Here is a 12,864-nt window from a genome sequence, read left to right as displayed (position 1 = left end):
GGGGGAAAAGCCCACCTTTTCAACACAATCTCAATTCAAAGGAATGCCAATGAAAGCATGGAGCCATCTGGCAGGCTGTGGCCTGCTCATTGCCAGCACCCTGGCGATAGCCAACACCGACGAGCAGCCTGTTCTCAGCGAAGCGGAGATGATTCAGCAGTACCAGCTGTACGTCGAGCACCTGTGGGACAACATGACACCACAGCAGGGGCAGATATTTCTCGACGAAAGTGGCGCAGTGCTGAACGTGCCGGAGAATTTCTATTACCTGAACAGCACAGACGCGCGCACGGTGCTGGAAGACATGTGGGGCAATCCCCCCGGGGAAGACACTCTCGGTATGCTGTTCCCGTCGGAGTACCGTCCCTATGACGACAATGCCTGGGGAGTGGACATTGCCTATGTGGAAGAGGGCCACGTGAACGATGAAGATGCGGACAGTATTGATTATGACGATCTGCTGAGCGACATGCAGGACTCCCTGGAAGACGAAAACGCGCTGCGGCGTGAACAGGACTATCCCACCATCGAGTTGGTAGGCTGGGCTGAAACGCCACACTACGATGCAACTCAACACCAGTTATACTGGGCCAAGCAGTTACGCTTCGAAGACACTGAGGGTGATACGCTGAACTACAACATCCGCAAACTCGGACGTGAAGGCTTTTTGCAGCTGAACTTCATTGCCAGCATGGAGTCGCTGCCAGAGATCAATCAACGCCTGGATCAGGTTCTGGCGATCCCCTCTTTTACCGAGGGCAGCCGCTATGCAGACTACAACCCGGACACCGACCATCTGGCCGCTTATGGCATCGGCGGCCTGATTGCCGGCAAGGTGCTGGCAAAAACCGGCTTCTTCGCTATTGCGCTACTGTTTCTTAAAAAGTTCTGGTTCGTGGCGCTGGCAGGCCTGTTTGGACTCGGGAAAATGCTTTTCCGAAAGAAATAGTCCGACTCACCACCGTTCATGCCGGCAGGCATGAACGGTGTACATCTCAATTGAATACCATACCGATGCCAAGCCGCCACAACCCCTGATCCACCGTTCCTGCACCGCGCCCTACATCCAGCCATTCCCTGCTATAGCCTGCACGCAGGAAAGCGCCATCATTCATATCCAGCCGCACACCGACACCCGCCTCATAGCTGAATACCGTATCGGAGAGCGTCGGCGTATCCAGACTACAGTAATAACCCCACCAGGGGTCATACCAGCACACCGGCACAGAGGGGCCTGTAGCCACATTGGTATTCAGGTAGGTAGCCCCCACGGCACCGTGCACATAAGGCGTCAGCGCCTTTTTGAAAAAGTGGTAAGTGCCGTTGAGGTTCATGGTGGTCAGCTCTAGTTCTCCACGGCCATCAAAGCTTCCGCTGGAATCTGACGTGGTGTTTGTGCGGAAATCCGTTTCCAGCCACTCCATGGCGAAACCCAGCGCGAGATGCTCATCGCGGTTGTAGGCCAAATCAAAACCGAAGCCCACATCATCAGTGATATCGACGCTGGATCCACGCTCGCCGGAGACAGTCTGGCCCTGTAACCCGAGAACACGGACACTGCCCTCCCAACGTTCAGCACGATAACTACCCGGAATGTCCGCCAGAGCAGACAATGGCAGCAACGACACCAATAGAATAGGCAAACAGATTCGTTTCACTTGAAACCTCATCAAAAAAAGCGAGCCATGTGGCCCGCTTTTTTATAGCACGCTAACCGAAGAAAATCAGAAGCGATAACTCATCTGGGCACCGATTACGTCGGCATCAAGCTCATATGTACCTTTGAGCTGGGCGCCTTTATCAGTGCGATTGATGTCCGCATCATCAACAAAGATATGAGCATATCCCACATCGATGGTCATATTGTCTGCGGGCTGAAAACCGGCTCCCAGCGTTACCCAGGTACGGTCGGAATCAGGGGATATCGCGGAACGATTATCCGTGCCCTGAGTTGAATCCTCCTTGGCGACACCAAACCGGATAACGGTAGAACCATTCAGGTCATGTCGTGCGCCAAGTGAATAACGAACCGTATTATTCCAGTCAAATTCTTCGGTGGGGTTGAATGCCAGTGCAGGGCTTTCAACAACCAGTGCATCCAGAGAGCTCCACTCTGTCCACTCAACGCCCAACAACAACTGGGTACGGTCTGAGAGATTGCCGGCATAGGAAAGCTGCAATGATGCCGGCAGCTCTATATCAGCCGTACCGGCATAACTTCCTGGCGCAACCGGGTTACCAGAAAGGCTGGAAAGCGCGGCTCCAGCCTGGGAGAAGGTAATATCGCCTTCAACTTCATAATCGAGATTGGAGCGGTAGGCCACCCCGAACTGATTGTTATCATCGGCCTGGAAGGTCAGGCCAAGATTCCAGCCAAAAGCCTCATCATCGCCTTCCAGCCTGGTAGCAGCATTACGAATATCCGCATCCAGTTTTTGATAGTTTAGCCCCACGCCAAGATTCAGGCGTTCGGTAACCTGCAACGCCAGGGAAGGGTTGATGTTGATGGTTTGCAAGTCCGATTCAAGAGCATAGAAATCACCGGCGGTCACCGGGCCCAAACCACCGGGGGGCGGAGGGGTCACATAGGCATTTCCCCAGCCGTCTTCATACTCGATCTTGGTGCCAAATGGAGAAACAACACTCAACCCGAATGTCATCGTGTCATTGATTGGAACCGCGAGAAAAAGACTCCCGACAAACGGGTCGACATCGTCAAAGTCGCCAGGCCCGGTGCCGGCCTGGGGAATCACTCCCAAAAAGCGGCCATCATCATCCGTCTTGAAGCGGGTATCTACCCATACCTGATGAAGGGGAACAGAAAACTCTGTCGAGTCGAGTGCTGCGAGTGTCGCAGGGTTAAACCATTGATTGGATGCATTTTCTGCCAACACACCAGCACCTGCGTAGGCACTTCCCATGGCAGAGACTGATTGATATGAAACAGAAAAACCGCTCGCCACAGCCTGACCGGAGGCCAGTCCAATCGCTGCGCCTAACATACACCAATGAGCTCTTTTCATTGTGACTCTCCCTGATCTCAAGAAACTGCTCAAACACGCTGGGCAAATGCCCATACTGTTCAAAAAATCGCCAAGTAGCGATTGACTCCCAGCCTATGCCTGTAGAAAGGCACAAAAAAGCAATTTTTTGTAAAACGGCGAACGCGTCGTCAGGAAAGCGTGAGAGGAAAAAAACAGAAATAAATTTTCGAGGAAGGCGGTGTAAAACGAAAAAGGGCTGCCGAAGCAGCCCTTTCCCATGCATGTTGACCCACGGATCAGTCAGCCAATACCGCCTTGGCGACAATGGTCTTCATGATTTCGTTGGTACCACCGTAAATACGCTGCACACGGGCATCCGCGAACATGCGCGCAATCGGGTATTCCCACATGTAGCCGTAGCCACCGTGCAGCTGCAAACACTCATCAATCACTTCACATTGCAGGTCAGTGATGTAGTACTTGCCAGCTGCGGCAGTCGGGATGTCGAGCTCGTGCTTCAGGTGCAGCTCGAGGCATCGATCCACATAGGCGCGAGCCACTTCCAGCTTGGTGTGCATTTCGGCAATTTTGAATTGGGTGTTCTGGAAGTCTGCGATGGACTTGCCAAACGCCTTGCGCTCTTTCACGTATTGGACGGTCAGCTCAAGCGCTGATTCGGCCATGGCCAGACCACCGATGGAGATACCCAGACGCTCCTGCGGCAATTCTTTCATCAGGTAGATGAAGCCCATGCCTTCTTCACCCAACAGGTTCTCGGCCGGTACTTTTACATCCTGGAAGAACAGCTCTGAGGTATCCTGAGCCTTCATACCCACTTTCTTCAGGTTGGTGCCTTTCTCGAAACCTTCGGAAGCTGTTTCTACCACGAACAGGCTAATACCCTTGGCGCCTTTGGTCGGATCGGTCTTGGCCACCACAATCACGATGTCGGCATTCTGGCCATTGGTGATGAAGGTTTTGGAACCATTCAGCACGTAGTGATCACCATTCTTGACGGCAGTGGTCTTCACACCCTGCAGATCGGAGCCAGCGCCCGGCTCGGTCATGGCGATGGCACCAATGCACTCACCGGTCACCATCTTCGGAAGATACTTTTCTTTCAGGAATTCACTACCGTGGTTCTGGATGTAGGGAGCCACAATTTCAGTGTGCAGACCCCAACCAATACCGGTCAGCCCCAAGCGGGACACTTCTTCCCCGATAACAACGCTGTAAAGGTAATCAGCCTCGATACCGCCATACTGTTCTTTCACCATAGGGCACAGAAAACCCTGCTCACCCGCTTTCAGCCACACTTCACGGGGCACAACCCCTTCTTTTTCCCACTCTTCGTGGCAGGGAACGGCTTCGGCTTCGAGGAACTTGCGAACGGTATCGCGGAAGGTTTCGTGGTCAGAACTAAACAGCGTACGGGGGATCATGAATCTCTCCGGTCTTGTTTTGTGGGAGCCGCCCCAAAACCGGAAATGGCCGGGGCACAGAATGCCCCATGATGTTCACTAACCCTGCCATCAGGCAATGACCGAATTGTTCACCGCCCAGCCACCCTGAGAAATCCGGCCAATAGTCGTGAACAATACGTCAGGGGGCAGGCAGACAACGGTCGTCATGCATGAGGACGAGGAATCAAGCTCGATGCTCTCGGCCCAGATACTCCGAGGACTGCATCTCCTGAAGGCGGGATCGCGTTCGCTCGAACTCAAAGTCCAGTCGCCCCCCCGCATAGATATCTTCAATGGGCGCCTCGGCACTTACCACCAGTTTGACGGCGCGATCATAAAATTCATCAACCATGTTGATGAAACGACGAGCCATATCATCCTTGCTGGCGCTCATCTGCTCCACATTACTCACCAGAACAGTATGAAATTCCCGGGCGATCTCGATGTAGTCTGTCTGGCTGCGTGGGCCATCACAGAGCGCCTTGAAGTCGAACCAGACCACATCATCGGCACATTGCACCGCCGGAATCTTGCGACCTTCAATCAACACATTACAAGATTCACGATGACGGGAATGATCCGGCTCCAGTGTCTGGAAACGCTCGCGCATGAAGGCATCCGCCACCTCACCCAGAGGGCAGTGATAGAGTTCTGCCTGCTCCAGAAGTCGCAGTCGGTAATCGGTACCACCATCCACGTTGAGCACCTGGGTGTGCTGCTTGAGTAACTCAATGGCGGGGAGGAAACGGGCGCGCTGAAGGCCATCCTTGTACAACCCATCCGGCACAATGTTTGACGTCGCCACCAGGGTGACACCGTTGGCAAACAGCTCCTGCATCAGACCGGCGAGGATCATGGCATCGGTGATATCAGTAACAAAGAATTCGTCGAAGCACAGCACCCGAGCCTGGGAAGCAAACTTGCGGGCGATGCTGATAAGCGGGTTTTTCTCCCCCTGACGCTCACGCATTTCACGGTGTACTTTCTGCATGAAACGGTGGAAATGCATGCGACGCTTTTCTTCAAAAGGCAGCGCCTCGAAAAATACATCCATCAGGTAGGTCTTGCCGCGTCCAACGCCCCCCCACATATAGAGGCCCATCTGCGGCTGAGGCCTGCGGAAACGGCCGAACAGCCTACCCTTGCCCGGCCCGGCCAGCAGGCGGTGATAGAGGTCATCCAGTGCTTCTACGGCCTGCAGCTGGGCAGCATCCTGGAAGAAGTCTTCACGCTGGAGGTCAACCTTGTATTGCTCAAGAGGGGTCATAGTCATCTAAACAACGGGTATAAGCGCGCCAATGTAGCGCCGGGCTTGATCGATGGCAATCGGCTATCAGTCTGGTAAATGACTGGCCGCCGCCTCCTTCAGCTCCACAAGGCGGCCATGAAAGAAGTGCCCGCATTCCGGAAAGCGAATCAGATCCGGCTGCAACGGCGTCGAGGCAGCCCACTGGAACACCTGCTCGGCCGGCACCACTTCATCCTCCTCACCCTGCACCACGGTGACAGGACAACCGGTGCTTTCGATGTCCGTAAAGGGATAGTGATGCACCGGTGGAGCCACCAGCAGCAGATTATTCACCGGGTCGCCATTGGCATTCAGAATTTCGGCACCGCGTGCTGCCACAAAGCTGCCGAAGGAGAAGCCCGCCAGCCACAAAGGTAACGAAGGCCACTGCTGTCGAAGCCAGCTATGCACGGCCAGCAAGTCTTCGGTCTCACCGATGCCATCACTGTAAGCCCCCTGACTTTCACCCACGCCACGAAAGTTGAAGCGCACCACAACACCACCCTTGTCACGAACCATCCGGGTGAGCGTGGTTACCACCTTGTTGTCCATGGTGCCGCCAAACAGAGGATGAGGATGGCAAACGATGGCAATGAAGTCCGGCGTCTCTCTGTCCTGCTCTACAACCGCTTCCAGTCGCCCTGCAGGACCTGCCAGCTGCTCACGTTGTGCCGCCATCAGTTACCTCCATCGAAGAATTGTTACGAGTTATCCCCTTGGCGACCACCCGGCTCTGTGCTGCAATAGCCAGGAGTTTGTTGCCAAGCAATGGTGACATTGTACAGGAGTATGCCATGGATATGCTGACAACCGGGGTGCTGAGCTTTGCTGCCGGCGTAATCGTTGGAGCGGGCCTGCTGTTCTGGCTGTTACCGGCACGGCGTCAGGCCGGCCAGTTGATCAGGGATCGGGATGAAGCGCGTCAGGCGCTGAATCATTACCGCGAGCAGGTGGACGATCACTTCCTGCACACCGCCGAGCTGGTCAACGACATGACCCAGGCATACCGCACGGTTCATGAGCACCTTTCCCGCGGCGCACAGGCGCTGTGTTCAGAAGGTGGCCGCAAGCGTGCCGCGGCCAAATCACTGGACTCGGCATCAAACCGCGACAATTCTGACCCGATCACCCCGCCGCTGGATTATGCCCCCAGCGCCAAGGGCGGCACCCTCGCCGAAGATTTCGGCCTGCGTAGCAACAAGGTAGAAGGTCCGTTTGAACCGGTGGATGTGACGCCCACCACCGTACCGGAAACCATCGTCGAGCCGCCCCGGGATTATGCCGACGGCTGCGACGAGCAAGGCTGCCCGCCTGAGCAGGAAAAAAAGTAGCTCCGGCCTCGGGCCATGAAACGAAAAAGGAGGCCCTTTCAGGGGCCTCCGTTTTTTGTGCGTGCAACAGCGGGTTCAGCGAGAGACGCCACCGGCTCCTCTCCTCAAGGGTCCACCGACAGCGCTTTCATGTGCCAGTTACTGCGGTCGCCTTTACAACGCGGTTCTGAAACGACAGCTTGGCCCCTGACCTTATGGCAGGAACATCTGGGGTACCCTCACCGGCACCGCCAAATCATCTACCTGAATATCAGCAGGCAGCATCCCTGCGGGGTCCCCGTCCGCCTGAATCGGCTCCTCTGCCCCCTCACACTGGATCGTCACCGCCTGCGCGCGCAGGCTGGCCACGCCATCCACCTGCTCCATGCGTCCAAATAACAGGGCCGTCAGGCAGCGCAACAGAAAACGCACACCGGGCTTTTGAAACAACAGCACCTGCACTTGCGGGCGCAGAATATTGGCTTCACGGCTGAGCACGAAACTGCCGCCATAGTGCTTGCCATTGGTGATGATGGCCGAGAAGCTGTCCAGCGGGCGGCCATCCACCGTCACGCGATAGCGGCGTTCACCATAGCGACGAATCTGTCCCAACATGGCCATGACATAGGCCAGCTTGCCGAATTTTTCCTTGATGGAGAGGTCCACACCGTCCACCACCCAGGCATCGTAGCCGACACCGCACATCATGATGAAACGGCGCCCATTCAGCCGTGCCGGCGTGACCGACACACTCTTGCCTTCCACCACTACCCGCGCCGCTGCTTCCGGCTTCTTCGGCAGGCCAAGCTCCTTGGCCAGCACATTGGCCGTTCCGGTAGCAAACACGCCCATGGCTACGCCCGGCGCCAGGCCGTTGAGCACTTCATTGGTGGTCCCATCACCGCCGACCGCCACCACGCAGTCCCCCTGGTCTGGCAAGGACTGCAAATAACGGGTGGCATCGCTGGGGCCAGTGGTGTGATGTAGCCTTACCTTTGCCTCGAGACGTTCCAGCTCGGCCACAAAACGGCAAAGCAACGCCTCCCGGCCGCCCCCTGCCGCCGGGTTATAGATAACAGTGATATTCATGACCGAAAGGAAATCCTCGTACTGCGTCCGGTTTCACCCGTGGTGTTGCTTGCGCGCCAGGGTCTAGGCCGGATTATCGATGTCGATAAAGGTATGTTCTATGCCGTAATTGTCGCTGAGCCACTGCCCCAGGGCCATGACCCCATAGCGCTCCGTGGCATGATGACCGCAGGCAAAGTAATGAATGCCGGTTTCCCGGGCAAAATGCGTCGTGGGCTCGGAAATCTCGCCACTTAGATAGGCATCCACCCCTTTGAGCTGAGCCTTGTCAATAAAACCCTGGGCGCCACCGGTACACCAGGCAATGGTTTCAATCTCGTCCCCAGGGTCGCCCACATGCAATGGTGTCCGCCCCAGTACGGCCTCCGCCTGCGAACAGAACTCTTCGGCCGTCATGGGACTGTCCAGCCGCCCCACATTGCCGATGGGGTTGACCGAATCATCCAACCCACCCTCGATCTGAAACCCCAGGCGGCGCGCCAGCTGGGCATTGTTTCCCAGCACCGGGTGCGCATCCAGCGGCAGGTGATAGGCAAACAAGTTGATATCATGTCGCAGCAGGGTTTGCAGACGCTGCTTCTTCATGCCGCGGATTCGTGCTTCCTCGCCTTTCCAGAAATAACCGTGATGCACCAGGATGGCATCCGCTTCTTCCACAATGGCCGCATCAATCAAGGCCTGACAGGCGGTCACCCCCGTGACCACCCGACGAATCTGCTCTCGCCCCTCGACCTGGAGTCCATTGGGGCAGTAATCCTGAAAACGATCTGCAACCAGTTCCTGATCGAGCAGAGACAGCATGTAATCGCGCTTGAGCATGACACCTACCGGGCAATATCCTGAAAAGTGGAGGCCGGGCCACCGCCAGAGCGGTAGAATTTCACTGCCACAGGCCCTACTATGCGCGCAGTTTACCTACCCGGGCCTGCACTTGTCTCGCCAACCGGCTGTCCATGCCACTCAGCCCGGGCCGGACAACCGGTTACCGCATACCTATGGGGGCACTTTCGGTGGTCAGAGTGATACGTTTTTTTGCCGGACCGATCCTTGCCGGTCTGGCGGTGGGCCTGGCCGTACTGTGGTGGTACGAATGGGGCCCCAGCGCACAACCCGCCCGCAATGATACCGGCGTCGCCAGCTATGCCGGTGCGGTGAACCATGCCGCCCCGGCGGTGGTGAACATCTACACCACCCAGATCGTCACCAGCAACGATGACGCCGAAGCGCCACTGTTCAACAATTTCATGGAACAACCCCGTCGCGAGCGCGCACTGAGCAGCCTGGGGTCCGGCGTGATTGTGGATGATGCTGGCTATATTCTCACCAGTTACCATGTAATTCGCGATGCGGACGAGATTCTGGTGGCCTTGCGCGACGGCCGTGACAGCCCTGCCCGGGTGGTGGGCACGGACCCGGAGACCGACCTGGCACTGCTGCATATCGCTCTGGAAGATCTGCCGGAAGTGGAGCTGAACGGCAACGGCCCGGTGCAGGTTGGCGATGTGGTACTGGCCATCGGCAACCCCCTCGGCGTGGGCCAGACAGTGTCCATGGGCATTGTCAGCGCAACGGGCCGAAGCCACCTGGGCATTGCCACCTTCGAGAATTTCATCCAGACCGATGCGGCTATCAACCGCGGCAACTCTGGCGGCGCCCTGATTGACACCAATGGCCACCTGATCGGCATCAACACGGCCATTCTTTCCGCCGACGGCAGCTGGCAAGGGATCGGTTTTGCCACCCCTGCGTCCATCGCCAGTGAAGTGATGACCGACCTGATCGAGTATGGGAGGGTGATCCGCGGCTATCTGGGTGTGACCGTACAGGACATGACGCCGTCCCTGGCAGACACCTTTGGGATTGATGAAGTGCGCGGTGGCGTGATCACCGCCGTGGTCGTGGACAGCCCCGCTCATAAGGGCGGTCTGCAGCCGGGCGATGTGCTGGTGGGCGTCAACGGTGATCTGATGAAAGATGGCTACGAAGCCATGAACCGAATCGCCGGAATGAAACCGGACGCTGATGTCACTCTGGACATTATCCGCAACCGCCAACCCATGAGTGTGGATGTGGTGATCGGCACCCGGCCGCCGGCAGAGGCGGAGTAAGAGACGCGGCGTGCAGCACGCTTCATGCTGCACGCCCGACAAAAAAGGGCCGCCCGGTAAACCGGACGGCCCTTTTTTGTTAGTGAAGCAAAGACTCGCTATTTCACGCAGCAGAAGAGCCAGCTTGTTGGCTCTCCTGCAGAAAACATTCGCTACAGCAACGTATCCAGCGCCTCAATCAACGCCTGATTCTGCTCAGGGTTCCCAACGGTAATACGCAGGTAATCGGCTATACGCTCGGGCTTGCCGAAGTGGCGGACAATGACGCCCTGCTCTCTCAATCCCTTCGCCAGACTCTCACCACTGTGTTGCGGATGGCGAGAAAAGAGAAAGTTTGCCGCGGACGGCAGGCTCTCGAAGCCACGCTGTGCCAGCTCGCCATCAAGCCAGTCACGCTGGCTGATCACCAACTCGCAGCCTTTATCAAACCACTCCCTGTCATCGAACGCTACCGCGCCGGCCGCAATGGCCAGCCGATCCAGCGGATAGGAGTTGAAGCTGTCCTTGATACGGTTGAGACCATCGATCAAGGCCGCATTCCCGACGGCCAGGCCAATTCGCAGGCCCGCCAGAGAACGGGACTTGGACAGCGTCTGGGTCACCAGCAGATTCGGGTACTGATTGATCAGGCTGATGGCACTTTCGCCACCAAAATCAATGTAGGCCTCGTCCACCACCACCAACGATTCGGTATTCGCCTGTAGCAATCGCTCAATGTCGCTTAACGGCAGCAGGCGCCCGGTAGGCGCATTGGGGTTAGGAAAAATAATACCGCCGTTGGGCTTGAGGTAATCATCCACCGCGATAGCAAGCTCGTCATCCAGCGGCACCGATTCATAGTCAATCTGGTAAAGGCCGCAGTAGACCTTGTAGAAACTGTAAGTGATGTCCGGGAACAGCAGAGGCTTGTCCTGCTTGAAAAACCCCAGAAACAGATGCGCGAGCACCTCATCGGAGCCGTTGCCGACAAACACCTGCTCACGCTCCACGCCATAGCCTTTATCAGAATAATAGGCGGCAATTGCTTCCTTGAGCTGAGCACTGTCTGGATCGGGATACAGACGCAAACGATCATCCGCTTCAGCGCGGATCACCTCCAGTACCTTGGGCGAAGGACCAAGCGGATGCTCATTGGTATTCAGCTTCACCAGTTTGTTCATCTTTGGCTGCTCACCTGGCACATAGGGCTCCAGCTGATGAACAAAATCGCTCCAGTATTTACTCATAACATCTCCGCCTGACGCCTGACGCCGGACAAACACCCTCACGTCAGGCGTTTGGTATCCGGGCTCTAGCGTTTAATTCGATATTCCGCACTGCGCGCGTGGGCTGTGAGGCTTTCACCACGGGCCAGGGGGGAAGCGATCGCTGCCAGCGTGCTGGCACCGTCCGGTGAACAGCCAATCAGGGAGCTGCGCTTCTGGAAATCATAGACCCCCAGTGGTGAAGAAAAACGCGCCGTGGCACTGGTGGGCAACACGTGGTTGGGGCCGGCACAATAGTCGCCCAGCGCTTCAGGCGTATGGCGCCCCAGGAAAATGGCGCCAGCATGACGGATCTTCCTGGCCCACTCTTCCGCATTGTCGATGGACAACTCCAGATGTTCGGAGGCAATGGTGTTGGCAATCGCGATGGCTTCATCAAGATCTTTCACCTGAATCAGGGCGCCGCGATTTTTCATGGAGGTACGAATGATGGTTTCCCGTTCCAGGGTCACCGCCAGTTGTTCCATGGAAGTGGCTACCTGCTGGAGGTAATCCGCATCCGGACATAGCAGGATAGCCTGCGCCTCTTCATCGTGTTCCGCCTGGGAAAACAGGTCCATGGCAATCCAGTCCGGATTGGTCTTGCCATCACAGATCACCAGAATTTCCGACGGACCGGCAATCATGTCGATACCGACCTTGCCGAATACCTGACGCTTGGCTTCCGCCACAAAAATATTGCCGGGCCCCACGATCTTGTCCACCGCAGGCACGGTATCTGTGCCATAGGCCAGCGCCGCCACAGCCTGGGCGCCGCCGACAGAGATGAAACGATCCACTCCGGCAATGGCCGCTGCCGCCAGCACCATGTCATTCAACTCGCCACCCGGCGCCGGGGACACCATGATGATCTCTTCAACGCCTGCCACCTTCGCCGGCAGGGCATTCATAAGTACCGAGCTGGGGTAGGCCGCCTTTCCACCGGGAACATAGATGCCAGCGCGATCCAGCGGCGTCACCTGCTGACCAAGCAGAGTGCCGTCAGCTTCGCGATAACTCCAGGAGTCCTGCTTCTGCTTTTCGTGGTAGCTACGCACACGCTGGGCAGCGGCTTCCAGCGCCTCTCTCTGCTCCACGGGAATGCGCGCCAGTGCGGCCTGCAGTTGCTCCGGGCCCACCACCAGATCCGCCACGCTGGCAATATCGCGGCGATCAAATTTGACGGTGTATTCGACCAGCGCCTCATCACCACGACGGGCTACCTCACGCAGGATGCCATGCACAAGCTCAGCGACTTCTGCATCGCGCTCTTCAGACCAGGCCGTCAATGCGGCGAGCTGCGCTTCAAAGTCAGCATCTTGAGTATTGAGCCAGGTGGTTTCCATGCTTGGGTACCGTTTAAAAGTCAGAGTCTATT

General features: G+C 56.8%; 12 protein-coding genes. 3 read left to right on the top strand and 9 right to left on the bottom strand.

Annotated features, from left to right (window positions below):
* The first annotated feature begins 49 nt into the window (after positions 1 to 49).
* Positions 50 to 949 (top strand): DUF2167 domain-containing protein, encoded by a 900-nt coding sequence (locus GFN93_RS17005; RefSeq protein ID WP_153502491.1) that lies wholly within the window; start codon positions 50 to 52, stop codon positions 947 to 949.
* Positions 950 to 995: 46 nt separating this feature from the next.
* Here GFN93_RS17005 and GFN93_RS17000 read toward each other — a convergent pair whose 3' ends face one another.
* From GFN93_RS17000 to GFN93_RS16980, 5 genes are all read right to left on the bottom strand, one after another.
* The gene (locus tag GFN93_RS17000; protein WP_328594856.1) at positions 996 to 1,658 is read right to left on the bottom strand and encodes an outer membrane protein; all 663 of its coding nucleotides are present in this window, start codon (positions 1,656 to 1,658) and stop codon (positions 996 to 998) included.
* Between the two features lie 66 nt (positions 1,659 to 1,724).
* Positions 1,725 to 3,077, bottom strand: a complete 1,353-nt coding sequence (locus GFN93_RS16995; protein WP_235902113.1) for an OmpP1/FadL family transporter — start codon at positions 3,075 to 3,077, stop codon at positions 1,725 to 1,727.
* A gap of 203 nt (positions 3,078 to 3,280) precedes the next feature.
* Entirely contained in the window at positions 3,281 to 4,426 is a 1,146-nt protein-coding gene (locus tag GFN93_RS16990) for an acyl-CoA dehydrogenase family protein (protein ID WP_153502490.1), read from the bottom strand.
* Between the two features lie 205 nt (positions 4,427 to 4,631).
* Positions 4,632 to 5,714, bottom strand: a complete 1,083-nt coding sequence (gene zapE / locus GFN93_RS16985; protein ID WP_153502534.1) for a cell division protein ZapE — start codon at positions 5,712 to 5,714, stop codon at positions 4,632 to 4,634.
* A 66-nt stretch (positions 5,715 to 5,780) separates the two neighbouring features.
* The gene (locus tag GFN93_RS16980; RefSeq protein ID WP_153502489.1) at positions 5,781 to 6,413 is read right to left on the bottom strand and encodes an alpha/beta hydrolase; all 633 of its coding nucleotides are present in this window, start codon (positions 6,411 to 6,413) and stop codon (positions 5,781 to 5,783) included.
* Positions 6,414 to 6,529: 116 nt separating this feature from the next.
* Here GFN93_RS16980 and GFN93_RS16975 point away from each other — a divergent pair, with 116 nt between their 5' ends.
* On the top strand, positions 6,530 to 7,066 hold the full coding sequence (locus GFN93_RS16975; RefSeq protein ID WP_153502488.1) for a YhcB family protein: 537 nt from the start codon (positions 6,530 to 6,532) through the stop codon (positions 7,064 to 7,066).
* Positions 7,067 to 7,258: 192 nt separating this feature from the next.
* Here GFN93_RS16975 and GFN93_RS16970 read toward each other — a convergent pair whose 3' ends face one another.
* Positions 7,259 to 8,134 carry a diacylglycerol/lipid kinase family protein gene (locus GFN93_RS16970; protein WP_153502487.1) on the bottom strand — a complete coding sequence of 292 codons (876 nt, stop codon included), beginning with the start codon at positions 8,132 to 8,134 and terminating at the stop codon, positions 7,259 to 7,261.
* A 63-nt stretch (positions 8,135 to 8,197) separates the two neighbouring features.
* Positions 8,198 to 8,953: a Nif3-like dinuclear metal center hexameric protein gene (locus GFN93_RS16965; protein WP_153502486.1), complete on the bottom strand. Its 756-nt coding sequence runs from the start codon at positions 8,951 to 8,953 to the stop codon at positions 8,198 to 8,200.
* Between the two features lie 176 nt (positions 8,954 to 9,129).
* Here GFN93_RS16965 and GFN93_RS16960 point away from each other — a divergent pair, with 176 nt between their 5' ends.
* Positions 9,130 to 10,242 carry a trypsin-like peptidase domain-containing protein gene (locus GFN93_RS16960; RefSeq protein ID WP_153502485.1) on the top strand — a complete coding sequence of 371 codons (1,113 nt, stop codon included), beginning with the start codon at positions 9,130 to 9,132 and terminating at the stop codon, positions 10,240 to 10,242.
* Between the two features lie 152 nt (positions 10,243 to 10,394).
* Here GFN93_RS16960 and hisC read toward each other — a convergent pair whose 3' ends face one another.
* Both hisC and hisD read right to left on the bottom strand, forming a co-directional pair.
* On the bottom strand, positions 10,395 to 11,468 hold the full coding sequence (hisC, locus tag GFN93_RS16955) for a histidinol-phosphate transaminase (protein ID WP_153502484.1): 1,074 nt from the start codon (positions 11,466 to 11,468) through the stop codon (positions 10,395 to 10,397).
* Positions 11,469 to 11,533: 65 nt separating this feature from the next.
* Complete coding sequence (gene hisD / locus GFN93_RS16950) at positions 11,534 to 12,832, bottom strand: histidinol dehydrogenase (RefSeq protein ID WP_153502483.1); 1,299 nt, start codon at positions 12,830 to 12,832, stop codon at positions 11,534 to 11,536.
* Positions 12,833 to 12,864 lie beyond the last annotated feature (32 nt).

The organism is Alcanivorax sediminis (assembly GCF_009601165.1).
In the GTDB taxonomy this organism is placed as follows: domain Bacteria; phylum Pseudomonadota; class Gammaproteobacteria; order Pseudomonadales; family Alcanivoracaceae; genus Alcanivorax; species Alcanivorax sediminis.
Note: the sequence above shows the minus strand (reverse complement) of the source record. Positions and strands in the feature narration are given on the sequence as shown.